This window comes from Baaleninema simplex PCC 7105, assembly GCF_000332355.1.
GTDB classification, from domain to species: domain Bacteria; phylum Cyanobacteriota; class Cyanobacteriia; order Cyanobacteriales; family Geitlerinemataceae; genus Baaleninema; species Baaleninema simplex.
Genome location: NZ_KB235958.1, coordinates 363374 through 387274 on the forward strand (window position 1 = coordinate 363374; position 23901 = coordinate 387274).

At 52.2% G+C, this 23901-nt stretch carries 27 protein-coding genes; 8 read left to right on the forward strand and 19 right to left on the reverse strand.

All coding sequences use genetic code 11. From position 1 onward, the window contains the following. Positions 1-371: 371 nt before the first annotated feature. The 5 genes from GEI7105_RS28910 to mutL all read right to left on the reverse strand — a co-directional run bounded on the left by GEI7105_RS28910 (position 372) and on the right by mutL (position 6790). Positions 372-959 (reverse strand): hypothetical protein, encoded by a 588-nt coding sequence (locus GEI7105_RS28910; protein WP_017659114.1) that lies wholly within the window; start codon positions 957-959, stop codon positions 372-374. Between the two features lie 396 nt (positions 960-1355). Next, positions 1356-2342 (reverse strand): adenosine kinase, encoded by a 987-nt coding sequence (locus GEI7105_RS0103585; RefSeq protein WP_017659115.1) that lies wholly within the window; start codon positions 2340-2342, stop codon positions 1356-1358. A gap of 561 nt (positions 2343-2903) precedes the next feature. After that, complete coding sequence (locus GEI7105_RS0103590) at positions 2904-3530, reverse strand: 50S ribosomal protein L25/general stress protein Ctc (RefSeq protein WP_017659116.1); 627 nt, start codon at positions 3528-3530, stop codon at positions 2904-2906. Positions 3531-3630: 100 nt separating this feature from the next. Beyond that, entirely contained in the window at positions 3631-4974 is a 1344-nt protein-coding gene (locus GEI7105_RS0103595) for an adenylosuccinate synthase (RefSeq protein WP_017659117.1), read from the reverse strand. A gap of 115 nt (positions 4975-5089) precedes the next feature. Further along, the gene (gene mutL, locus GEI7105_RS0103600) at positions 5090-6790 is read right to left on the reverse strand and encodes a DNA mismatch repair endonuclease MutL (RefSeq protein WP_202804383.1); all 1701 of its coding nucleotides are present in this window, start codon (positions 6788-6790) and stop codon (positions 5090-5092) included. Between the two features lie 205 nt (positions 6791-6995). Here mutL and GEI7105_RS0103605 point away from each other — a divergent pair, with 205 nt between their 5' ends. Then, on the forward strand, positions 6996-7433 hold the full coding sequence (locus tag GEI7105_RS0103605; RefSeq protein WP_017659119.1) for a CAAD domain-containing protein: 438 nt from the start codon (positions 6996-6998) through the stop codon (positions 7431-7433). Positions 7434-7499: 66 nt separating this feature from the next. On the opposite strand, the gene GEI7105_RS0103610 is transcribed toward GEI7105_RS0103605, so the two are convergent. The 5 genes from GEI7105_RS0103610 to GEI7105_RS0103630 all read right to left on the reverse strand — a co-directional run bounded on the left by GEI7105_RS0103610 (position 7500) and on the right by GEI7105_RS0103630 (position 10008). Next, positions 7500-7970: a GNAT family N-acetyltransferase gene (locus GEI7105_RS0103610; protein WP_017659120.1), complete on the reverse strand. Its 471-nt coding sequence runs from the start codon at positions 7968-7970 to the stop codon at positions 7500-7502. Between the two features lie 11 nt (positions 7971-7981). Next, positions 7982-8143, reverse strand: coding sequence for a DUF8624 family small hydrophobic protein (locus GEI7105_RS38970; RefSeq protein WP_017659121.1), 162 nt, complete (start codon positions 8141-8143; stop codon positions 7982-7984). Positions 8144-8292: 149 nt separating this feature from the next. After that, positions 8293-9024, reverse strand: a complete 732-nt coding sequence (rph, locus tag GEI7105_RS0103620) for a ribonuclease PH (protein WP_017659122.1) — start codon at positions 9022-9024, stop codon at positions 8293-8295. Positions 9025-9150: 126 nt separating this feature from the next. Further along, positions 9151-9423, reverse strand: a complete 273-nt coding sequence (locus GEI7105_RS0103625) for a histidine kinase dimerization/phospho-acceptor domain-containing protein (protein WP_017659123.1) — start codon at positions 9421-9423, stop codon at positions 9151-9153. Positions 9424-9720: 297 nt separating this feature from the next. Beyond that, positions 9721-10008: a hypothetical protein gene (locus GEI7105_RS0103630; protein ID WP_144053654.1), complete on the reverse strand. Its 288-nt coding sequence runs from the start codon at positions 10006-10008 to the stop codon at positions 9721-9723. A 132-nt stretch (positions 10009-10140) separates the two neighbouring features. Here GEI7105_RS0103630 and GEI7105_RS38175 point away from each other — a divergent pair, with 132 nt between their 5' ends. Next, on the forward strand, positions 10141-10317 hold the full coding sequence (locus GEI7105_RS38175) for a hypothetical protein (RefSeq protein ID WP_158413149.1): 177 nt from the start codon (positions 10141-10143) through the stop codon (positions 10315-10317). Here GEI7105_RS38175 and GEI7105_RS0103635 read toward each other — a convergent pair. Together GEI7105_RS0103635 and map are read right to left on the reverse strand one after the other, a co-directional pair. Continuing rightward, a complete protein-coding gene (locus GEI7105_RS0103635) occupies positions 10307-11974 on the reverse strand; it encodes an iron uptake porin (RefSeq protein ID WP_017659125.1) in 1668 nt (555 codons plus the stop codon). The genes GEI7105_RS38175 and GEI7105_RS0103635 overlap by 11 nt on opposite strands. A gap of 397 nt (positions 11975-12371) precedes the next feature. Then, positions 12372-13223 (reverse strand): type I methionyl aminopeptidase, encoded by an 852-nt coding sequence (gene map / locus GEI7105_RS0103640; RefSeq protein ID WP_017659126.1) that lies wholly within the window; start codon positions 13221-13223, stop codon positions 12372-12374. Between the two features lie 15 nt (positions 13224-13238). On the opposite strand from map, the gene GEI7105_RS38180 reads away from it, so the two are divergent. Continuing rightward, the gene (locus tag GEI7105_RS38180; RefSeq protein ID WP_158413150.1) at positions 13239-13391 is read left to right on the forward strand and encodes a hypothetical protein; all 153 of its coding nucleotides are present in this window, start codon (positions 13239-13241) and stop codon (positions 13389-13391) included. 119 nt (positions 13392-13510) lie between these two features. Here the strand turns inward: GEI7105_RS38180 and GEI7105_RS39650 are convergent, their stop codons facing one another. Both GEI7105_RS39650 and GEI7105_RS39655 read right to left on the reverse strand, forming a co-directional pair. After that, positions 13511-13813 (reverse strand): zinc ribbon domain-containing protein, encoded by a 303-nt coding sequence (locus GEI7105_RS39650; RefSeq protein WP_245555364.1) that lies wholly within the window; start codon positions 13811-13813, stop codon positions 13511-13513. A 67-nt stretch (positions 13814-13880) separates the two neighbouring features. Continuing rightward, complete coding sequence (locus GEI7105_RS39655; RefSeq protein WP_026097401.1) at positions 13881-14264, reverse strand: RNA-guided endonuclease InsQ/TnpB family protein; 384 nt, start codon at positions 14262-14264, stop codon at positions 13881-13883. Between the two features lie 80 nt (positions 14265-14344). Between GEI7105_RS39655 and GEI7105_RS0103650 the strand changes: the two genes are divergently transcribed. Beyond that, the gene (locus GEI7105_RS0103650; protein ID WP_017659128.1) at positions 14345-15595 is read left to right on the forward strand and encodes an RNA-guided endonuclease InsQ/TnpB family protein; all 1251 of its coding nucleotides are present in this window, start codon (positions 14345-14347) and stop codon (positions 15593-15595) included. A gap of 20 nt (positions 15596-15615) precedes the next feature. Here the strand turns inward: GEI7105_RS0103650 and GEI7105_RS0103655 are convergent, their stop codons facing one another. From GEI7105_RS0103655 to GEI7105_RS0103665, 3 genes are all read right to left on the reverse strand, one after another. After that, the gene (locus tag GEI7105_RS0103655; RefSeq protein ID WP_017659129.1) at positions 15616-16098 is read right to left on the reverse strand and encodes a helix-turn-helix domain-containing protein; all 483 of its coding nucleotides are present in this window, start codon (positions 16096-16098) and stop codon (positions 15616-15618) included. Between the two features lie 210 nt (positions 16099-16308). Then, entirely contained in the window at positions 16309-16647 is a 339-nt protein-coding gene (locus tag GEI7105_RS0103660; RefSeq protein ID WP_017659130.1) for a hypothetical protein, read from the reverse strand. Between the two features lie 103 nt (positions 16648-16750). After that, a complete protein-coding gene (locus GEI7105_RS0103665) occupies positions 16751-17173 on the reverse strand; it encodes a hypothetical protein (protein ID WP_017659131.1) in 423 nt (140 codons plus the stop codon). Between the two features lie 254 nt (positions 17174-17427). Here GEI7105_RS0103665 and GEI7105_RS0103670 point away from each other — a divergent pair, with 254 nt between their 5' ends. Beyond that, positions 17428-18420, forward strand: coding sequence for a glycosyltransferase (locus GEI7105_RS0103670; RefSeq protein WP_017659132.1), 993 nt, complete (start codon positions 17428-17430; stop codon positions 18418-18420). Between the two features lie 542 nt (positions 18421-18962). Here the strand turns inward: GEI7105_RS0103670 and GEI7105_RS0103680 are convergent. Together GEI7105_RS0103680 and GEI7105_RS0103685 are read right to left on the reverse strand one after the other, a co-directional pair. Next, positions 18963-19658 carry a helix-hairpin-helix domain-containing protein gene (locus GEI7105_RS0103680; RefSeq protein WP_026097403.1) on the reverse strand — a complete coding sequence of 232 codons (696 nt, stop codon included), beginning with the start codon at positions 19656-19658 and terminating at the stop codon, positions 18963-18965. Between the two features lie 40 nt (positions 19659-19698). Next, positions 19699-20070: an NINE protein gene (locus GEI7105_RS0103685; protein WP_017659135.1), complete on the reverse strand. Its 372-nt coding sequence runs from the start codon at positions 20068-20070 to the stop codon at positions 19699-19701. 766 nt (positions 20071-20836) lie between these two features. Between GEI7105_RS0103685 and glyQ the strand changes: the two genes are divergently transcribed. The 3 genes from glyQ (at position 20837) to GEI7105_RS0103705 (ending at position 23796) form a co-directional block, all read left to right on the forward strand. After that, positions 20837-21721, forward strand: coding sequence for a glycine--tRNA ligase subunit alpha (gene glyQ, locus GEI7105_RS0103695; protein WP_017659137.1), 885 nt, complete (start codon positions 20837-20839; stop codon positions 21719-21721). 443 nt (positions 21722-22164) lie between these two features. Then, entirely contained in the window at positions 22165-23274 is a 1110-nt protein-coding gene (locus GEI7105_RS0103700; protein WP_445958249.1) for an RRXRR domain-containing protein, read from the forward strand. A 42-nt stretch (positions 23275-23316) separates the two neighbouring features. Continuing rightward, entirely contained in the window at positions 23317-23796 is a 480-nt protein-coding gene (locus GEI7105_RS0103705) for a DUF4079 domain-containing protein (protein WP_017659139.1), read from the forward strand. Positions 23797-23901 lie beyond the last annotated feature (105 nt).

Consider the following 23901-nt stretch of genomic DNA (forward strand, 5'->3'; position numbering starts at 1 on the left):
CTTTTTTTGTGCTTGGGTTTTGAAGTCGGGGTCGAAACGCTTGCACCACTTCTCAAAGCAGGGTGGCATAGCGGCTGGGGTGGTCTCTCTCATGGGGACACTCTCCACCTTAAATCCTTGTCAGTCAAGGGTTTTGCTTTTATTTTACCTTTTTTACCGTTTAAGTCCCGCTAATTTATTATGGTTATAAATTTAGAACTAGAAAATTGTCAAGACTTATCGAGTATCTTGCATTTAAATTCATGAAACTTAAAATCTCGTGACAAAAACAGCGATTATTTCGATCGCTTTCCATTTCATGATTTAAATGTTATAAACTGATTAAAGGATAACTGGGAAGCAAGAGAAACGACGACTTCCAAGCCAAATTGTTACAAACTCTCTAAATCCAGGTCGATAAAGTCAGCATAGGCTTGAAGTTCAGGAGACGGCTTTTTCAATGTCGGCGGTGCAGAAAACTGCATTCCTCCGTCAGGACGTTCCATTTCTTCGCTGGTTTCGATACGCCGCCACGTGAGATATAAAAGAGACAAATCGCCGTTTATAATGTCCTGATACAACGGGATTAGGGGGGATAACATATCTTCTCGATCGTCGATCCACCCCGTTACAAAATCTAGACCATAGAAAGAAAGTTCGAGAAGGATCGATTTTTTCGTCGGTTTGACTTTAACGGCGTATTCAATTTTATAAGGGTCGAAAATTTCGGGATCGATCGCATCTTTGGGAAAGCGAAAAGCCAGGGTTCTCGCGCCAAAGTTAGCGATATAAAGCATCATATCGAAACAGCGATCGAGCGTTTCGAGGGGATCGCCGCGAAAATCACCGTAAGCGTAGACAAAGCGAGCGCCGTGGGTTTCCAGTTGGACGCGGCTGGATTTGGTTTGGAGGTACTCGCGATCGTCTTTCGTCAAACGGCGATCGATGGTTTGGAATTGATAATATTGAAATTCGCTCATGTCCAGAAGTTTTCGAGAAAGAAGAGACTTGTAGGGTGCGTGACTTGAAAAATCGGGTGTAAATCGTGAAACCGAGAACTCGTCACGCACCGACAATGTACGCTGCCAACATACAAGGGTGCGTGTTTATCAGTGTAGAGTGCAGAGGGAAGAGTGTAGAGTGGGAATTTCTCTTTAACTCTTCACTCTAGACTCTTAACTCTTCCCTGAAAGAGGCGCACCGCCAACGTACACCGCCCACATACAAGAGTGTGTGATACGAAATCCTCACCCCATACCCCCTTTTAACGCGATCGCCCAAAATCGATTCAAGTCCTTGCGTATATGGACTTGGCGACGAGGGCTGCAAAACAGGGTTTTCACGACGGGATTCCGTATGACACCGTTAGTGAAAGCTTACGCGGCTAACAGAGATTGCGTTTCATCCGGTTCTAAACGAGGTCCCAAGCTAGAGACGACGCGAGCAGCGGCTCGAGACGCCAGATTTCCAGAGGCTTTGAAGCTCATCCCGTGGGTCATGCCGTAGAGTAAAGCTCCGGCGTACATATCCCCAGCTCCGACGGTATCGATCGCCTTCACGGACACAGACGGAATTTCCACAACTGCACTACCGTCGTAAATCAACGACCCTTTCGATCCCAAAGTGATGGCGAACTGTTGGGACAGAGTTTTCAAATAGGCGATCGCGCCGTCGATGTCCTTCGCGTCCGCCAATTTCAGGGCTTCGCTTTCGTTGGCAAAAATGAAATCCAACCCGGAACCAATCATCTCCAACAAACCGGGTTTGAAGAAATCCACCATGTTGGGGTCAGACAGAGACAGCGACGTTTTGACCCCCGCCTGTTGCGCCAAATTGCGAGCTTCGATCGCCGCCGCTTTCCCCGGAGGCGAGGCTACCAAATAGCCTTCAATGTAGAGATAATCCGAAGCCGCGATCGCCTCGGGAACCAAATCGGTGGTTGAGAAATCCGCCGCAATTCCTAAGTGAGTGTTCATCGTGCGATCGGCATCTGGCGTCACGAACACCAAGCATTTACCCGTCACGCCGTCGGGACGATGTTCGGGGTGGACGTTGCTCTCTACGCCACAACGCTCCAAATCTTCGAGATAAAACAGTCCCGTATCGTCGTTGGCGACGCGACAGGAGTAAAAACTGCGTCCACCAAACTGACTGACGGCGATCGCCGTATTCGCCGACGACCCCCCCGAGGCTTTCTTCACCTCGTATTTCAGCAGTTCGTCAACGAGTTCGTGATGGCGGTCTTCATCAATAAGAGTCATCACCCCTTTGTCGATTTTCAGTTGCGACAACAGGTCTTCAGTCACCTCGAATTCCATATCGACGAGGGCGTTGCCAATAGCGTAAACGTTGTATCGATCCATATTGAAAAACAATGAGGGGTCAGTTCGACGGCGGCCATATAGCCAAACCGCAACCGATTTTAACAAGAGAACAGGGAACGGGGAACAGGGAACGAGGAACACCGGATCTGGGAGCAAGAACAATCGTAGGGTGCCGTGACGCGGGCGCCAAAATGCCGTCGAAGTCAGACGAAGGGAATATTACCGCGTCACGCACCGCCCCCACAGGGAGATAACCGGATCTGGGAGCAAGAACAATCGTAGGGTGCCGTGACGCGGGCGCCAAAATGCCGTCGAAGTCAGACGAAGGGAATATTACCGCGTCACGCACCGCCCCCACAGGGAGATGAGGAACACCGGATCTGGGAGCAAGAACAATCGTAGGGTGCCGTGACGCGGGCGCCAAAATGCCGTCGAAGTCAGACGAAGGGAATATTACCGCGTCACGCACCGCCCCCACAGGGAGATGAGGAACACCGGATCTGGGTCATCCCATCATCCGGTTATCTCCCCCGGCTCCCCCGGACACAAAAAAACCAGGGTCGTTCCCTGGTTCTGACTTGAGGTGTATCGACACCGTTTTTATGCTTCGCCGATAACTTCAGGTGTCTCGAGAGCGCTCTCTGCGTCTCCTTCCCCTTCTTCAGCTTTCACGCCACGCGGAATTTGAATCGCCGCGATTAACAGGTTGGTATCGGTGACGGGTTCGACGCCTTCGGGAAATACGATTTCGTCGAGATGCAGACTTTTCCCTAGGTCTAAGGCCGATACATCGATATCCAACGATTCGGGCATATCGGTCGGGGCGCAGCGAACGCTAATTTCCGTCACCTGGGCTTCGAGAATACCACCGGATTTGAGTCCGACCGGTTCGCCGATGAAGTTCAGCGGTAAATCGACTTGGATGCTGTCTTGAGTGGCAATGGAGAAAAAGCTGATGTGGTAGGGGTAACCTTTCCAGGGGTGGGTTTGGACTTCCCGCAATAGGGTTTTGCCAGTCCAAGGCAACTCGGGAACGTTAAGGTCGATCAAGCTGGTGCTGGCGGCCGGTTCTTTGAGCAGTTTCTGAACGGATTTTTCATCGACCACGAGAGAAACGGATTTATCGCCGTCGTGGCCGTACAGAACGGCGGGAATCCAACCCTCGCGACGTAGGGCGTTCGGTTTACTACCTTCGGGTCTGGGCTTGCACTCTACTGTCAGTTTCATGGTGGTTGTTGCGTTTCGTTACAAAAAAGTCAAGCATTCTATGGTATCACAGGCGATTTTCTCAGCGCCTGAGTCCGTGGGGCGATCGCCTAGAGCGAACCTACGAGGCCGAACCTTCTAAGGGGGTTCCGTTGGCATCGAGAAGGGCGCGTTTGGGGCCGTGAATGGGATCTTCGACGATGATGGTTTGATGGCGTCCGGCACCGAGCGACACGATCGCGATGGGAACTTCCATCAGTTCGGCCAGGAATTTCAGATAATCGAGCGCCTGGGTCGGTAAATCGTCGAGTTCGCGGCACTCCTCGGTGGAGGTTTTCCAACCGGGAAGGGTTTCGTAAACGGGTTTGCAGCGGGCGAACTGACGGGCGTTACTGGGAAAGTCGGTCGTTCGCACGCCGTCGATTTCGTAGGCGACGCAAACTTTAATTTCCTCGAGGGTGTCGAGAACGTCCAGTTTGGTGATGGCCAAGCAGTCCATGCCGTTAATGCGGACGGCGTAACGGCCGATGACGGCGTCGAACCAACCGCAACGACGGGCGCGGCCGGTGGTGGTGCCGAACTCAGCCCCCCGCGATCCCAGCACTTCTCCGATCCCGTCGATCGTCTCCGTCGGAAACGGCCCTTCGCCAACGCGGGTGGTGTAGGCTTTCGCCACGCCGATCACGCGATCGATAATTGTCGGACCGACGCCCGCTCCCACGCACGCACCGCCTGCGACGGGGTTGGACGAGGTAACGTAAGGATACGTACCGTGATCGAGGTCGAGGAGCGTTCCTTGAGCGCCTTCAAACAAGATGTTGCGACGAGACCGCACGGCGTCGTTAATGCGGAGGGACGCATCGACGACGTGGGGACGCAGGCGATCGGCATATTGGAGGTAGCGATCGGCCACTTCGTTGGCGTCGAGGGGCGGTAAGTCGTACAGTCGTTGCAGGATATCGTTTTTATAGGGAATCGTCCACTGTAGGGTATCCCGCAATCCGTCCGAGTCCATTAAGTCGAGGATGCGAATTCCCGTTCGCTCGGATTTATCGGCGTAAGTCGGCCCGATACCTCGTTTCGTCGTTCCGATTTTATGAGAACCTCGCCGCTCTTCAGAAGCTTGGTCGATCAGGCGGTGGTACGGCATCGTAACGTGCGCCGTTTGAGCGATCTTAAGATTCTCGAGCGGAACGTTGAAGGCTTCGAGCTGATCGAATTCGTCTATGAGTACTTGGGGGTCGATGACCGTTCCCGAACCGATGATACATTCGGTTTCAGGATATAAAATTCCCGAAGGAATCAAGTGAAGCTTAAAGGTACGGTCTTTGACAACGACGGTGTGTCCAGCGTTCACTCCTCCTTGGTAACGTACTACGACATCCGCCGAGCGGCTGAGCAAGTCCGTGATCTTTCCTTTTCCTTCGTCGCCCCACTGGGCACCGATTACAACTACGTTAGCCAAGGGTCTTTATGAGTGTCGAGTTTACACAATCTAAAATTATGTGGATATTTTGTTACACCTGTCAACAGAAATTCTGGCAGCTTAGCAATTCGTATTGTTGTTCGCAGCTCGTGACTTAAATGCCGTGGCTTTTGCCGATAACCCAATGACGGCGAAAGTACCGCGCGAGGGAAGATTCGTCTAAGGCTAAATAAATGGGGCGTCCGTGGGGGCAGGTGTGGGGGTGGCGGGTTTGCTGCCAGCGATCGAGGAGGGTTTGCATTTCTCGTAAGGTGAGAATCGTACCGTTGCGGATGGCACTGCGGCAGGCCGTCGCCACTTGTGCCGCTTCCAAGTCGGGGGTTTGGGACAGTTCCACGATCGCCTCGGCGCAGTCGTCTCGCACGGCCAAGGGGGCGGGGGCTTGACGGATCGCCCAGAGTCCCTCGCCGAAGGGTTCGACTTCCATCGATAAGGCTTGCAACCGCTCGATTTGGCGATCGCTCAACTGCTGTAAAACGATGGGCGGTTCGAGTTCGACGAGTTGCCAGTCGTCGCAGAACTGCTCGAACAATACCCGTTCGTGAGCGATGTGCTGTTCGACTAACCATACGCCATCGGGGTGTTCGGCCACGATATACGTATTGCTGACCTGTCCGACGGCTCGCAGAGGCATCAGTGGCGTGGGGGGAGAATCTTGGCTCTCGTCATCGAGGCGGTAACTGGCTTTGGAGGCCGAGACTTTCAGCAGATGTTGCATCCGGGGAGACCGGGGGACATCTCGCTGGCTTTCGTCGAGGCGCAAGGCGCGATCGATGGCACTGCGAAGTCGTTCTTGCCAGGTTTCGATTTGCGTTAAATACAGATCGGTTTTCGCTGGGTGGCGGTTCCAGTCGATCGCCTCGGGGGACACGCGCAGGTGAACGAAGCCCAGAGGATAGCGGTGGCGGGGCAGCATCCGCGACAGGGCCGACAGAGCGGTTTGTTCGAGTTCCGGTAAGTTGACGATGCGGCCGTTAACGGCGAATTTCAGCCAATCGAGGCGGTGGCGGTGACAGCGATCGGGCAGTCCGAGAACTAGATCTAAACGGTCTTCTGCCTCCTCTCGAGACGAGGACGACGAGGAAAGAGACACCTGGCGTAAATCCTCTAGGCATACCCCTCGCAACAACTGCACGAGTAACGCTTTCGGGTCGGGACTGCCGCTGAGGGAAAACCAGCGTTTCCCTTGTTTCCAGACTTGCCAGTTGACCTGGGGGTGACAGAGTGCCAGGTTTGCCACCGTCAGTTGAACGGCGCGGAATTGCTGGGCGGGACTCGGAAGAGCGTCGCGGCGTCCCTGCCAGTCGCGAAACAGGTCGCGGACGGCGACGACGGTTCCAGGGGCGATCGCGGTGGGTTCGAGGGCGATCGCCGCTCCCTGACGGTCGTATGCGGCACGCCATCCGTCCCCGTCGGCGGTACGACTGTGGATTTCCAGACGAGCCAGGTGAGCCAGTCCGTGCAAGGCTTCGCCGCGAAACCCCAGGCTGCTGATGCGGTGCAGGTCGTCGAAGCGGTGAATTTTGCTAGTGCTGTGGGCGATCGCCGCACGGCGCAGGTTTTCTCGGGTCATGCCGCAGCCGTTATCGCTGACGCACACCGACCAGCGATCGAGATCGACGGCGATACTAATGCGAGTCGCCCCGGCATCGATCGCGTTTTCGGCCAGTTCTCGGACAGCAGCGGCGGGAGAGTCGATGACTTCTCCAGCGGCGATCGCTCGGACGACGTCAGTAGGAAGGAGTTCGATCGCGCGATCGGATACGGAGGACATCAGGATCGAAGAAGCACTCATAAGTATTTAACGGCAGTTGATGCACCCCTTCACGGGGATGTCGAACGGGATGTGGTGGTTCTCTTGCAATTTTTCAGCCTCTGCCTTACTGTCAGGAAAGTTTGAACGCCAACCCCTATTTCAGATCGATCTAAGGTTTCGGCTGTTGCCGACGGCTCGGAAAGCTCTAATATAATCGACGTTGTTATTTACGAGGTTGTCAACTATGAGTCCAGAAACAAACCCCAACGAAGTACGAACCCCAGGACAGGACGCTCCTGAAGTGACGGTTCCGTCTTCTGAAGGCGGCCAAATTCAATTGTCCAACACTGAGGCGACCGGCGACCGATTCGAAGAAGTCAAAACTCAAGTTCTGTCGATTCTCTCGGATCTTTTCGATTACGTCGGGAAATTTTTCTCGGAATACAAAAAACCCTTGATCAACATCGGTTTGGTGGTTGGGGCGCTCGTCGCCATTTACTTGGTCGCCTCGATCGTCGATGCTATTAACGATATCCCGCTGTTATCGCCCCTCTTCGAGCTGGTGGGAATCGGTTATTCGGGATGGTTTATCTTCCGCTACTTGCTCACCGCCGAGGCTCGCGCGGAATTACAGAATAAAATTACTGACTTTTCCGAAAAGGTGACCGGGACAAAGTCGTAATTCTTTTATATCGAACTCGCTCCTCACTTCTAAGGATGTGGCGTTGGCTGCATCCTTTTTTGCATTTTAGGAACGATCGAGGGGTTTGACCATCCACCAAGACAGGGTACGGTAGCCCAGTTTGCGGTAGAGGGTCACAGCGCGATCGTTGTCGGCAAAGACTTGCAGGCCGATTTGACTGTCGCCCCGTTGTCTGGCCCAGGTTTCGGCATGACGCACGAGGGCGGAGGCGATCCCCCTTCGTCGGTGGGGAGGCGTGACGTAGACGAGGAAAATATGGGCGTGACGATCGCCCCCGAGTTGGTCGATGGCGTTTCCCAACCACAAACAGGCGATCGGTTCGGTTTCCTCTGCGGTTTCAGCTTCGACCCACCATACGGGGGTTTTGGCTGAAAAGTATTGTTCGATGGTATGGGCGAGGTGAGAAAAGTCGCGATCGGGATACAGTTCGCGGTAGGTGCGCTGCGCGAACTTCACCAACCGCGCGCGATCGAGACTCGATCCTTCTTGCAAGCGATAACCGGGCAGAAAAGGCAAGGCGATGGAATTTAGGACTGGGACGAATTTACAGAAGAGGGAGCGGGGGCTTCGACGGAGACGGGTTCGCTCAACCCACCGGGAATGAAAATGCGGGCGCTAGTGGCCGCAAGAGCGAGCAGAAATACCAGGACGATTAAAGCTGGAGCGATAAATTGACGGAAAACGTTCATAAGGGTTGAAATGTTGTGCCGTGAGCGATCGATAGCCTCAGTTTAGTGTAAAGATTTTGTTGGGAAGGTGGGGAGACTTTTTACCGCGAACAGTCAACCACGAGCAGCGAACAGTGAGGACAGCTCTGAGTTGACAGCTTCTTGTCTACTCAAATCGTTATCCGTCCCGCCAACGCCTGTTTTTGAGCGTCGAGGAGGTCTTTAATGCCCCGTTCGGCCAGGTCGAGCAATTGGTTGAGGCGGGTTCGGGAAAAACTTCCTTCTTCAGCGGTACCTTGCAGTTCGATCGCCTGGAGTTCTTCGGTCATCACGACGTTAAAATCCACATCGGCGGCCACGTCTTCTTCGTATTGCAAATCGAGAACGGCGTCGTCGCCAATCAAGCCCACGGAAATGGCGGCGATCGCATGGCGCAGGGGCGATCGCTCGAGTTCTCCGTCTCGAACTAAGGTGGCGATCGCGTCGGCTAAGGCCACCCAACCCCCTGTAATAGCTGTGGTACGGGTTCCGGCATCGGCTTGTAAAACGTCCGCATCGACGATAATCGTTCGCTCGCCCAAGGCTTTGAGGTCGATCGCCGCTCGGAGACTGCGGCCGATGAGCCGTTGGATTTCTTGAGTGCGCCCCGACAGTTTGAGGAGTTCGCGAGCTTGACGTTGCGGCGTCGCACTCGGCAACATTCGATATTCGGCCGTCAACCATCCCTGTCCGCTGTCTTGCAGGAACTTGGGAACGCCGGGAGCGACGGTGACGGTACAAAGAACTTGGGTATTACCACATCGCGCCAACACTGCACTTTTGGCAAAGTGCGTGAAGTCGAGTTCGAAGCTGACTGGGCGCAGGCGATCGTGAGGGCGACCGTCAGGACGTTGCCAGGTCATAGAAATTTACACTCAACTCGAAAAAAAAATCTGCGGTCATGCTATCACATCTGTTACAGTCGCCAGTCACCAGTCGCCAGTCGCCAGTAGGGACAGTTAACAGTTGACAGGTTCTTCCTCCTCTCCCTATCTCTTTATCTGTTCTTCGAGGCGGCGATCGATCTCCTCGGCCGCCGTCCGAATAAATTCGAGGTAACTCTGACGTTCGGACTCGTCGGAGCTGTCGTCGTCCTCGAGAAGATCGACTGACATCAAAATCGTATTGAGCGACGCCCGAAACTCGTGAGATAGCTCGAGGAAAGATTCGCGGTCAGTCGCAGAAAGCGGTTGTTGAGACGGACTCTCGTTCACGATCGCAGGTTGGGAACTCAACAGGGAGGAAAAAGATGGGGAGGTCATAGCAAAATATACGTGATATTACGCAATTTATTTGAAGCTGTGTTAAAACTATTTAAGTGAAATTGCTTAAAATGTTTGGGTCGCGTGAGAGAGCGTCAACGATCGAGAAGATCTTGGCATCTCCGAGTGAAACGAACTCTCAGACGAACTTCCAATCTGTTGTCCGCTGTTGGTAACACTTAACACCAGACAGATCTCGAGAGCGGCAGCGTCGATCGGTACTTGAGATCTCTCGCTCGCAGCCGCTTTCGATCGCCGAGATCGAGATCGCACCTTACAGTAAAATATACTGTAATTTCACTGAGGAGAGGAATCGATATTTGTAAAATCATCCGTAGTATCGCGATAGCAAGGCGAGCGCTCGGGGCGCTCGAGCAACGCACAGGTTTGTTCGACGGCTTCTCGAACTTGTCTGACTTGTACGCGGAGGGGTTGTCGGTTTCTAATTTGAGATTTGGGAGAATCCAAACGGAGTTCGAGCAACTCGACCGACCACAGTAGGGTTTGCAGTTGGGTTCGCAACTCGAAGGACAGTTCGCAGTGGGAAGCAGTCGGTCTCGAAAAACTCGATTCAGGAGTAGTCATCCAACGCACCATCAATAAAGTACCTCGCTGGCGACTATTATTTCTTTTAATACCTTGCAGCGCGACGATCTCTAACGGTTAACGAGCTGATTCTCGTCCCCCCTATCCTGTGACAGTTTGAAGGGTGTCTTCGTGACAGTCTCGGGGGTGTTCGTGCGATCGCGATCGCAGATCTACCTATCCGTCGAAGCCAAAATCGAAGCTAGAAAGATGGAAAAATACAACCGTGACGATATCGAAGACTCCCCAGCATCTCACAGATACCGGGGAGTAGGCGCGACAGATAACGATCCGACGCCTAGAACGTAAACGTACCGCGAATCGTTCCCACCACCGCATCATCGTTATCGGCGTCCTGATTGGGATTGACTAACCATACGAACCCCGGCGTGACCGAAAGGTTGTCGCCGATCTTCACGCGATAAAACCCTTCCACGTGCCACGGCACATCGTTGTCGAAGAAGTTGTTGTTATCCTCCAATCCCCCGAGATAGGGCTGCGATCCGACCACGATACCGCCGAGGTTTCCCGGCAACAACAAATTCGGGAACGCCAGTCCTAACGCCCAGTTCCAAATTTCACCGTCGAGATCGTCGTTGCGTAACTCGATGTCCGTATAACCACCCCAGGCATTCGCGTGAAAGTTATCAGTCAAAGCCCAAGACACTTGAACCCCAAAGGAATGGCTCGTAATCGGATTTGTCGCACCGATACCGTTGGCCATGGCCGTTCCTGTAAACCCGATGCCCGTATTGTTAAACCCCGAGGCATCGCCGTTATTGAAGGCGAAGTTGCCTTCTCCGAAGTAACCGTAATTGTAGGTTAAGGCAATACCGATGTCGTTGTTGGGGCGCAACGTTAGCTGTCCTAATGCCGCGAAGTCACCGTTAAACAAGCCGTCACCCGACAGGGGACTGCTGGATTCTCCGGCTAAATATCCCGCCGTAAACTGCAAAAAGTCAGTCAAACGTAGGTTCAAGCCCAAACCCGCCCCACCGCCGAGCCGGTAAATGGGGTTGTGTTGGCCGAAGGCACTCAGGGAACCGTTGCCGCCGTCGTCGTCGTCGAAATAGGGGTTCAGCGTCGGGGTAAAGTCGGTAAAGCGCACGCCGTTCGCGGCGATAGTAACGTCGAATTTGTCATCGACGGGAAACGAGTAAGCCAGGGTGTAGAGATTGACCGAATTGCCGGAATCGCCGAAAACTTGAGAGGCGAGAACGCCTTCTGCGGAGGCTCCGAAGTCGATACCGTCGTTGTTGCCATTGATGCCAAAGGGAACGCTACTGCCCGATTGCAAGCGAGTCAGCAGGCGATCGCGCCCGGTAAAACTGGTGACGAAGTCCAAGCGAACCCGGTTTTGAAAGACGGTTTCTTCGTTCCCTTCTTCGGTATTGAAGGCGTTGGCGATCGAGAAAATCACTTCCCCGTTTAATTTCGTCGTCGTCGAGAACTGATTGGCTTCGAGTTCGGCGACGCGGGCTTCTAAACCGTCAACTCGCCCTCGTAACGCAGCGAGTTCGGCAGCGAACTCTTCTTGTAGGCGACGCAAGCGGGCTAAATCTTCGGGATCGATTTCTTCACCACCGCCGATGAGAGCGACGATTTGGTCGAGACAGGCATTCAACCCAGCGGCGAACTCGTAGCGAGTCATGAAGTTGTTGCCGCGATAGGTTCCATCGGGATATCCGGCAATACACCCATAACGTTCGACGAGGGATTGGAGAGCTTGGAACGCCCAATCCGTCGGTTGGACGTCGGACAGTTGGGAAACCGATGTGACTTGTGCCAGTCGGACTTCGATAGGTTGGGGTGTTGGGTTGAGTCCTTTGGTAATTGTAACTTCTGGATTTGTTTTGCTGACGGGGGAGGTTTGGGTTTCGGCAGCGTTGGCGAAAAAGGGGATTAATAGGGCAGTCGCGACTAATGCTGAGGGGGCGATTTGGGAAATGACAGATATTTTAGACATGGTTGGTTCTCCTCTCACCGAGGGGCTTTACGTCGATTGTAGGCGAGAGGATTTGCCAGAGTTAGCGGTTTGGCAGCACTCGATACATTTATTGATATCGGGGGGGTTAAACCAACAGCACCCCCAGCCTTAGTGGTGAAGAAAAGTCCTGAAACCTTTGTTAGAAAAGATATCGCCGTATTAAAGGGTTGGCCGCAAAATCCCAGATCGGTAAATGGCTGCTAGAGATCCCCGGCATCTTGGAGATGCCGGGGATCTGGCTCGAGTTGTAATACATATTCTAGGCGTTTTGTCAATTCCCGATCTCGAAAAGTTTTCTGCACCACTGAAGACCCCCAGCATCTCGAAGATACTGGGGGAGGCGATCGAGTCGGACGACTTTCGTGAAAGTGTAACGTTAGACTTTGTTGCGATCGGTCAGAATTTCGTAACCGTCTTCCGTCACCAACACGGTATGCTCGAACTGAGCCGACAGGGAATTATCGATGGTTACGGCCGTCCACTTATCCGAAAGAATTCGCGTGTGCTTCGATCCGGCGTTGAGAATCGGCTCGATCGCCAACGTCATTCCCGATCGTAACTTCACGTTGGGCATTTCGCGAGTGCGGAAGTTGAACACCGAGGGTTCTTCGTGGAGGTTGCGGCCGACGCCGTGTCCGGTAAACTCTTCTACGACGCTGAAACCGTGGGATTCGACGTGGTCTTGAATGGCTCCGGCGAGGTCGAGGAGATACGCCCCAGCTTTGACTTGTTCGATACCTTTATATAATGCTTCTTCAGCGACGCGAACGAGCGTTTCGGCATGGGGAGAGAGTTTCCCGACTGCGATGGTAATGCAAGAATCGCCGTGAAAGCCTTGGAACAACGCTCCCGTATCGACTTTTACGATATCCCCTTCTTTCAGTACTTTTTTCTTGTTAGGAATACCGTGAACGACTTCGTTGTTGACGCTGGCACAGATGGAAGCGGGGAAGCCGTGGTAACCTTTGAAGCTGGGTTTTGCCCCCATTTCTCGAATACGCTTTTCAGCGTGGGCGTCGAGGTCGGCAGTCGTCATCCCCGGTTGGGTCATTTCTGAGATTTCTTTGAGGACGGTGGCGACAATTTTCGCCGACTGTCGCATAATTTCAATTTCGCGTTTCGACTTGATTTCGATACGGCGACGTTGTTTTTTTAAGCCGGGAAGCTGCGATTTGTTGCGAGATTTCGATTTCTCCGACGAAGCCAGTAAATCGCTAAAGATATTCATGGGGACGGTTCTCGAGTGCCTTCTTTTTCAATACGGGAACATCACGGCGGGCAACAGTGCTTGTCGTCTCCTAGTTGCAAAAATTTCGCAACCGTGGGGAAAGTCGGTCTGTTGTCCTCGGCGATCGCTCGCTCGACGGCCGGGGCGATCGCAACACCTTCACAATAGGTCTCTATCTACGTTAGCAGATTTGACTCGATCGCTTTTTGGGTTTCCGTCAGACGGACTCTCGCGAGTAAACCTTCACTGTTCGTAGAGATTTGTTAACCGTTGACATCCTCTCCGGCCTAAAGGCACGGAGATTCCCAGTCTGCCAGCACGCTTGCTGACTCCTGACGGGTAGACAAACAAGCAACCGCCTCCAAGGAGGTCTCACACTGCTTAGCGTTTGCCCATTCAGGTCGGCATAATCCTGCCGCCTCAATATTTTTGCCAGCGTTTACATCGCGGTCGTGCTCAGCCCCACAGTTGATGCAGAGGACAGACCTGATAGAGAGATCCAACTTGCCCCACCGATAGCCGCAGCACGAACAGATCTCGGAGGTAGGTTCCCATCGGTCGATGGTTCTCACTTCCCGCTCCGCAATCATATTGGACTTGGCTTCGCACAGGGTTCTAATTTGCCGCCATCGAGCCCGATTAATAGCCCTGGACAGATTACGGGTTTTTCACCATGCCCGAAACATTCAGGTCTTCGAGCACGACAACGCTGTTTTCTCGCACTAAACGAGTTGCCAGCTTTTGATTGAAATCCTTGCGGATATCGCGTTGCTTGGCTTCCATCCGAGCGACAGCAATCCGCAATGACTCACGATGCTTTGAGCCTTTCATGGCCCTGGCGAGTTTGCGCTTACCCCTACGGATCTTGCGGTCTAAATCACTGGTGTTTGGGGCTTTCACCTTTTCACCAGTGCTCAACGTAGCTAAAGTTTCTAAGCCCAAATCAACGCCGACCCCTTGGTTTTCGGGTTCGACTTCGATAGGCTCAATCTCTACCACGAAACTTAGAAAATACCGCCCTACACAGTCTTTGATGACCAAGAGAGCTGGGTTTCAAGCCCCGCCCTTCCAGGGCGGCATTAGGTGTGCTATAATGATACCAAGCAAGCAAGTGGCAAACGATGTTTGTTCTCGAGTACAAGGTCAAAGCAAAGCCTCACCAAGTCCAAGCCATCGACGAAGCAATTCGGACGACTCAGTTCGTCCGCAATAAAGTTTTGCGTTACTGGATGGACAATCGGGGTGTGGGTAAGACTGAGTTATTTCGGTACAACACACGACTGAGAAAAGAGTTTAAATTTGTCGAAGAACTCAACTCTCATGCTTGTCAAACGGCGGTTGAGCGAACCCTGAGAGCCATTACTCGTTTTTACGAAAACTGTAAAAGCCAAGTCAAAGGGAAGAAGCGGTGCGACCCCGCGCCGTCGCACGGCGCAAGGGAACGCGCACCAAGAGAGGGTTATCCTCAATTCAAGAGGAATACCCGTTCAGTCGAGTATAAAGTTTCGGGTTGGAAACTTTCAGAAGACAGAAAGCACATTGTCTTCACCGACAAGAAGGGTATTGGACACTTACGTTTAATCGGTTCGAGGGATTTAAACTATTATCACCCCGAGCAGATTAAGCGAGTCAGGATTCTCAAAAGAGCCGATGGCTATTACGTTCAGTTTTGCATCAAGCTCGATCCGAGACTGACGGTCTCCAAACCTTTAACCCCTTCTCAAAAGGCAGTCGGAATTGATGTGGGATTGAAGTATTTTCTGGCAGATAGCCAAGGAAATATCGAGCCAATTCCTCAATTTTACCGAAAGGCTGAAAAGCGGCTCAAACGACTCAACCGTCAAAAATCTAAAAAGTTCCGTAAAGGACAACCCCAGTCTCATAACTATCGAAAAGCTAGACAGCGATATGCCCGCAAACATTTGAGAGTAAGTCGGCAGCGAGAAGAGTTCGCCAAGAAAGTGGCACTCCGCTTAATCCAATCTAACGATTTGGTGTCCTACGAAGACTTAAATGTTGCAGGGTTAGTCAAGAATCGCCATCTGGCGAAGTCGATTAGCGATGCGGGATGGACGCTGTTTCGTCGTTGGCTCGAATACTTTGCCGACAAATACGGGAAGATAGCGATTGCTGTACCGCCCTACAACACCAGTCAAAACTGTTCGAGTTGTGGGGAAAGAGTGCAAAAAATGCTATCAACAAGAACCCATGTTTGTCCCCATTGTGGCTTCGTCGCCGACCGCGATACAAATGCAGCGATAAACATCCTTAAATTGGGGCTGAGTAGGGTGGGGCGCACCCGAATTCACGCATCGGGAGAGATTCCCTCTTGGTTGGTTGGAGAAATCCTGTCAGCTAACGGAGACTCGTAGAACGATGAATCCCCCTGCCTTCAGGCGGGGGAGAACGTCAAAGAACTAGGTTCAGAGGGCAACGGTCTAGACCATTTGGTTTTGATGTTTCCAATCTTGGCCAGATAGACCTTTCCAGCCTTAATGGAGAAACCACGCTTCGTAAACCTTGCCGATTGTTGGCTAGAGCGCTTCTTAAACTGAGGGAAGCCAACTCGTTTCCCCTTCCGCTTCCCTTGCTGGGATTCAAAGAAGTGCTTAAAAGCTGTGCCCAAGTCAATCACAGACTGCTGCAACGCAACTACCGAAACCTCTGACAACCATTGCCTCTCAGGGGCTTTTTTCGCCTGAGTGATAACCAATCGTTGAAGTTCAGAGTTTTTAGGCCATTTCTCACCTTTCGGCACACCCTTCACAATAGCCAACGCAGAATTCCACACCACACGACAACACCCGAACAGCTTGGCAAGTTCGATCTGCTGTCCTGGCGTGGGATAGATTCTGTACTGATAACGTGCTTTCATGCTGCCTACGATCGCATGGATGGATAGCCATCGGGTACACATTTATGCCAAAAGAACGGTTGAGAATTAGGGTCTCTGTCTCTAGGCTTCAAAAGCTTAGGCGGATTGCCCAGTAGAGAGAAAAGACAATGACCCAATTGATAGAGGACTGGATCGACAGGTTGCAGGAAGAAAAGCCGCCCGCTTATGGGCGGGGCTTCAAAACCATTGTTAACCGGTGATCGGGTTGTCCCGTTCGCGCCAATCGTCTTCAGTGCGCGTCTCGCGGGGCGTCGTACTCTCTCGTAAATCGCGGGATTCGCGGCTTTCTTGGGCTTTCAGGGCTGACTCGAAGGCGCGATCGAGATCGTTCGTACAGTCGTCCCAGTATCCTCCAGACTTTTGACGGCGGATGATGTCGCGGGTGGCACCGATGAGGTCGGCGAAGGTGTAGCCTTCGTTTTGAATGGCGTCGATGAGCGTCCCGAGTTCTTCAGAGAGAGCTTGTCGCTTGCGTTTGGCGAGGTTGCGGACGAGACCGACGTACAGGGAATCGTAGCTGTCGTTCACGATCGATTTAGGGGCGAGAAAAACGTCTAAACAGGCGTCGATCGCGCGTTGGGAGTTGCGCGGGCGACTGTGCCTGAATGATAGCCCACAAACTGGCTCGTCGCTACCGGGAAGTTACCGATTCCCGTTCGCGGTGTTCGAGTTCTCGGAGTTTGTCGGCGTAGTAACTGGCGATTTCTACTTTTAGCCAGGGATCGCGATCGAGTTGTTCGACAACCTGTCCGATGTTGGGATATCGTTCGACGAGGGGTCGGAGTAAGGCGCGATCGCAGACGATGGCGCGAACCAGTTCCACGAGTTGGCCGTATCGCCGACAGTCGCACCGAACGGCGCGATCGGCAGACGTTTTCGCGGTTCTCAGCGCCTGTCGGACGACCCACTGGCCGACGGGTGGAACTTGCCAAATCCAGCTCTGTTTGAGGAGGTGTCTCAAGACGATACTTCGAGTCGTCAGGAGGACACCCGCGCAGTCGGCCAGGGTTTCAGCACTATCGCCGATGGCTGGCTTCGAGATGTTTGCTAACATCAGTCGCTCTCCAAATCAAACTGCGAAGGTGCGATCCTTCGCAGAGAAAACTAGATATGTCCCGAGTTGTAATTGGGTGATGGTACGTTCGTTCGATCGTAGTCGATCGAATCTTACCGTGTCTGTCGGTTATCGGATAGAGATCGACGGCGATCGGGGATCGCCAACGCATCGTCAAAATTCTCTCTCTCGGTAGACGATAATAAACACGCAGCTTTGAGAACCGACTCGCCCCACTGATTCGGAAGATAAACATGGCGTTAAGATCGATCGCGGTTAACCTCATCGCTCGGGATAACGGTTCCGGATTGACCCGAGACACGCAACTCGTCGCTGAGATTCTAGAAGCGGCGGGATGGTCAGTCAGTCACTATTCGGTCGGAAAATCCAGCCTCCGTCATAAAGTCCGTCGCGTGACCACGGCGGTCGAACAACAGGCCAGCCAATGGCTGCGCCAGCGTCCCCGCTACGACATCAATCTCTTTATTGAAGATGTCGTTCCTCGCTGGCTTCCCTTCGCTCGGAAAAACTGTTTGATTCCCAATCAAGAATGGTTTCGCCAGGAGTGGAAACCTTATTTATTGCAATTCGACGCGATTTTATGTAAAACTCGCTTGGCTGAAATGGTGTTTTCCCCCTTTGCGCCGACGGAGTTTATAAGTTTTAGCAGTTTCGATCGCCGTCGCCGCGAGATTTCGCCGAATTACGATCGCTGTTTCCACTTGGGAACGACGAGTTCTCGGCTGGGAACGACGGTATTGTTAGATCTGTGGCGATCGCGTCCCGACTTCCCCAAGCTAACGCTAGTCCGACAGCAACCGCCGCCGTCGGACATGAGGTCGGACAACATCGACTATATCGATCGCCTCGTCTCGGAAGAGAGCCTCGCCACGTATCAAAACCACCACGGAATCCACATTTACCCGACACAAATGGAAGGATTCGGTCATCGTTTGGTAGAAGCCATGAGTTGCGAGGGACTGACGGTGACGACGGACGCCCCCCCGATGAACGAAATCGTCACGTCGGAACGGGGGGTTTTAGTGGAGTACGCAACCGCCGAACCTCATCTGTGGGGAACGAAATACCAGGTGACGCGATCGACCCTGGAACGAGCGTTAGAAACCGTTTGGGGGTACGATGAGGCGCAGCGACGAGAATTTGGAAAACGGGGGCGATCGTGGTACGAAGAGAACGATCGCTTTTTCCGCCGTCGGTTGGTTGAAGCATTGCAAACTGTCTTGTAGCGGAGGTGTGGTGATGGACGAAACGACAATTTCAGGAAGTTGGGTCGATTGGCTGACGGTAATCGGCTATCTCAGTATTACGGGCGTCGTGATTTGGCGCGTTTTGTTTGCTAAGTCGTGATGTTTGAGTTTTGGGTTCACCTAAACTTGTCGGGTGGGCAATGCCCACTTTCTCTTTATTTTGGGGCAAAGATCGTTTTTATATAGGGTACCTCGATTAATTCAAGCTTACTGAGAAAAAGGCTCTGCTGTCGAGAATAGAGAACGAGATTTTAAGGGTTTCAGCCGTTGAGTTTTGAGCTAGAATCAATTTTTCGAGGTTCCCTATAGCAACCCTAAATCAGTTGTGTAACAAAATCGGGACAAAAAGGGAATGGGGAATGGGGAATCATATTTTTTCTGGTGTTTTAATTTTTGAGGACTTATTTAGCACTGCTATATAGCTCTATTAACCCAAAAAACACCTTTTAAATTGGGTGTTCGATCGTCGAAACATTTTTTTTAATGTGGACGACGCCTCCCAATTTAACATTGTCGATATTTTACATTAAATGCTGAAACGTTTTTAGCGGCAATTTCGTCCGGCGTTTGAGATCCATCACCGATTTAAACTCTCCCTTTTGGCGTTCGCGGACGATGGTTAGAGCAACGTTGCGATCGAGTCCCGCCACCATTAATTCTTCAACGGAATAGGTATTCACCCGACGCCAAGACGCCTCTTCTTCCTGAGTTGGGTAGTAACCAAACGTCACGAACGGCTCGATTTTTTGGAGAGTTTCTGTTGGAATTCCTATAATTTCGTTCAATTCTTCAATGTGAGTAAATAAATAGCCTTCACTGCGTAAGGTTTCGATGTCGTTGGCGTACACGATGGGTAAACCCAATCCTCGCACGAGATCGTCTTTCGAGCAGTTATTAATATCAATTTTTTGTCCTGAAAGGGCGAGTTGACGAAATTTATTCGATTCGCCAGATAGCACGGGTTCTTGCATTCCCATTTTAACGAGATAGTCGTTTTTTAAGAAAAACGACGTGACAATTTGTCCGATCCACAGCAAACTCACGAGTTCTGACTCAGCGAGGATAAAGGAAAATAGCGTAAAGCCAGCCCCGACGTACATCCATTTATTGACTTTGGCTTTCGAGCCAGCATAGACGATCGCCAATCCTCCCAAGGCGGGAACGAACGACCACCAAACCCATTGAGGGACTTTACCAAAAGGGGAATGTTGAGACACGGTTGTAGGTTATCGAAACGACTAAATAGGACAGCGTGTGTTAAAGTTCGCTCAGCAGCTTTTGACGCTTTTCTTCGTATTCTTCAGCCGTCACTGCCCCGACTTCGTAGAGCTTTTTCAGATCGGCTAGGGCGCGAGTAATCTCGGTGGCACTTCTCGAGCGATCGGGAGAAGGCGTCACAACTAGGTTATCTCGAACCACTGTGACCATATTATTGTATCGGACGTTAAATGTAGCATCCGACATCAACAACAGGCCGAGAAAATCGAAAATTGCTAAAATAGCAGGAATCCCAGTCCAAGAAAGAATCAGGTATAATACTCCGGAAAAGTTTTGACCGAGATAAAATTTGTGAATTCCCAAAAATCCTAAAAAAAATGCAAATAATGCAGCAGTGGCTTTGTTCTTCACTGTAAATCCTCCCTTAACCTTGATGGTTAGCTCCCTTAATGGCGGGGTCGATCGACAACAAAAGAGTCCGTTTTTTGTGATTTAAAATTACGCCATTTTTTCAAGCGCTTTTGACCGAAGTAAACGACAACTATTCCGAGTTGAACGGCTAGGAGAACGAAATATCCTCTTAAGAAGACGTTAACTTGAGGTAAATGAGACCCCGAGAGTCCCGCAAAGACGATCGCTCCCAAGGCTGTATAAGGAAGTAACCGAAGCAACCCAGACGAGACGTGCTGAAATCTGGTGTATTTCATGAGCAGGGAAAGAATAGAGGCTAGCGATCGCGCGATTTCGTGGTTTTCCGCCGAGCGAACGGCCTAAAATAACGAGAGTTCGACTTAATGTACCTGAAAACAGAGAACAGTTGGCTGACAAACACGAGTTGAAAGACCGCTCGCAGCTCGAGCCTTAAACATTGAAGGATTGGGAAAGTCTGGTGGTTTCAAACCCGCCTTGCGAGCGGCGATCGTGGCTTGTTTCTTACGTTAACAAAGCCAGTTGGATTCGTCTATCGATTGCACCATTTTGCAGGAGATTTTCACGTCTTCTTTAAATCTATCGCGTTAGAGTTTGGGCATTGACGGAAACAGGGGGGGTTCGTCGTAAAACTTTACAAATCCGAGGAAACGGCGACGCGATCGCCCTATCGTCTCCCTCGAGGCGATTGTGGAGAACATCCCCTTAAGCAACAATGGAAAAGCCGAATTCAACGCCAAGTCACCGAATGAACTTTCAATCTCTCGTTCTCACCCTGCACAAATTTTGGAGCGATCGCGGCTGTCTGATCGCGCAACCCTACGATACCGAGAAAGGGGCGGGAACCATGAGTCCCCATACCTTCCTGAGAGCGATCGGGCCCGAACCCTGGGCGGTGGCGTACATCGAACCCTGTCGCCGCCCCACCGACGGACGCTACGGCGAAAACCCCAACCGCTGCCAGCATTATTACCAATATCAAGTTCTCATCAAACCCTCTCCCGACAACATTCAAGAGATATATCTCGATTCCCTCAAAGCCTTGGGAATCCACCCAGAAGACCACGATATCCGCTTCGTCGAAGACAACTGGGAATCTCCGACACTGGGGGCGTGGGGCGTCGGTTGGGAAGTATGGCTCGACGGAATGGAAATCACGCAGTTTACTTACTTCCAACAGTGTGGGGGAATCGACTGCAAACCCGTTTCGATCGAAATCACCTACGGTCTCGAACGACTCGCCATGTACCTGCAAGACGTAGAAGCCTTCACTAAAATTCAGTGGACGGACACCGTCAACTACGGCGACGTTCACCTTCAAGGGGAAATCGAACACTGTACCTATAACTTCGAGGCGTCCAACCCGGAAATGCTGTTTACCCTTTTCGGCTTGTACGAACAGGAAGCCGCACAACTGGCAGATAAAGGGTTAGTTCTCCCCAGTCTCGACTACGTTCTCAAGTGTTCTCACACCTTCAACCTCCTCGACGCCCGAGGGGTCATTTCCGTCACCGAACGCACCCGCTACATCGGCCGCATTCGCAACCTCGCCCGACGCGTCGCCCACTTGTACCTCGAACAGCGGGAACAGCTAGGCTTTCCCATGGGACGAGCGGTTGGGGTTTCGGGTTAGAAGCAAGGGAGAGGGGGAGAGGGGGAGAAAGGGAGAGGGGGAGAAGGGGAGAAAGGGAGAGGGGGAGAAAGGGAGAGGGGGAGAGGGAGATTTCACATTACCTCCTTACCTCCTCACCTCATCTCTTCAATTCTTTTAAAATGAAATCGGAATTCGAGGAGAACCTGGAGAACCGTTGTCAATGACCCGCGATTGACTGCCAGGCAGTCCAATCGGGGCATGAGGGGTCTCATCCTTCATCGTAAGCATTGACTAGACCTCAGAGCAGTTATCTGGAACGGACGGCAGAATACTCCTCTAGTTCTGCCCACTCCAAGCCGAGAAATCCCTCGGCGCTGTAAGACAGGACATCTTGATAGCTGTGGTCGAAGAGGCAAACACTCCCAAAAGGAGAATTATCTTAGATGCGAGTCCCTGTAGTTTCAAAAAAAGGCGTTCCTCTGATGCCCACAAAACCCAGTCGGGTGAGGCGTTGGCTCAAAGAGGGAAAAGCTGTCAAAAAATGGTCAGATGTCGGAGTGTTTTACGTTCGACTCACCGTCGATCCGAGCAACACCCAAACCCAAGAAGTGGCGGTTGGAGTAGACCCCGGCAAGCACTTTTCGGGTGTGGCCGTGCAATCGGCTAAAGCCACCCTATTCATGGCACATCTGATTTTGCCGTTCGAGACGGTCAAGAAGCGAATGGAGCAGCGACGCACGATGCGACGTACCCGACGCTCTCGTCGCATTAACCGCAACGTGCCGTTTAAGTTTCGCAACCACCGCTCATCGCGGTTTAACAACCGTTGCCAAAACAAACTCCCACCGAGTATCCGAGCTAACCGACAGCTCGAACTACGAGTCGTTAGGGAACTGGCAGCAATTTTTCCCATTTCTACCATCGCCTGGGAATACGTTCGAGCGGATGTCGATCTAACCAGCGGACGGCGAAAGGCTCGTTCGGGGAAAGGTTTTTCTCCCGTAATGGTGGGGCAGCGTTGGGCGATCCGAGAAATGGAAGAAATCGCCCCAGTGGTGCAGTTGCAGGGCTGGGAAACTGCCAACCTCAGACGAGAGTTGGGGCTAGTTAAGTCCGAGCGTAAAGACGAAGCCTCGCCAGAATCCCATGCGGTAGACGGCATCGCCCTGGCGTCGTCTCAGTTCGTTCGATATGAGTCGTTCCACGGAACGAACGTTCGCGGACATCGGTGGAAGGGTAGTGTTTGCATTACTCCAGCACTGTTTCGAGTGATTCGCCGTCCTCCCATCTGTCGGAGACAGTTGCACCTTCTGCAACACGCCAAGGGTGGAACGCGTCGCAAGTATGGCGGAACCGTCACCCGGCACGGATTCAGAAAAGGCGACTTCGTTCGGGCGTCCAGGGCAGGACGCCAATATTGGGGCTGGGTTTCTGGAGATACCGCTCGTCAGGTGTCTGTCAGCGATATTAGCTGGAAACGGCTCGGACAGTTCAGCGCTTCTAAAGTGCAGTTGCTTGCCCCCAACAAGAATTTGCTGGTCTCGGGGGCATCGAACCCCACTCGACCCGCGTTTTGTTCCTCCCGCGCTTGAATCACAGATTTCAAGCGGGGTGTATCCACAAAGGAGATTTTGATGAATCCGAACGCATTTTTAGAGCCGATCGCGGCTCCTTTGCGCGAAATGGCAATTCCCGAAGTCGTCACCCAATGGGGACACCCTGCCATGATGGGAATTGTCGTCGTGGTGATGGGTAGCTTTGTGGCTTGGACGGGATGGCGAGGACGACTCGCGGAGGACAAAGAAGCCTCGATGCAAAATCGCTCGAGTCACCGCAAACTTGCCCCCTGGATGGCGTTGTTTATGTTTCTCGGCTACACCGGAGGCGTTCTGTCTTTAGCTATGCAGAAAGAACCTGTTTTCTCGAGTCCTCACTTTTGGACGGGAACCATGGTGTTGGTGTTGCTCGGCGTGCAAGGCTCGACCTCCCTCAAAGGCTTTTGGGGTAATAACTCCGATCTCCGCATGACTCACGCTTACATCGGAAGTACCTTGATGCTGGTACTCGTGGTTCATGTCGTTCTCGGTCTCAAACTCGGTCTGTCTCTGGGTTGATTGTTGCGGTTTTATTGGGATAGTGCGCGTCTTTCAAGGAAAAGTTAAGAGTGTAGAGTGAAGAGTTAAAGAGGAATTCTCACTCTACACTCTGCTCTCTGCACT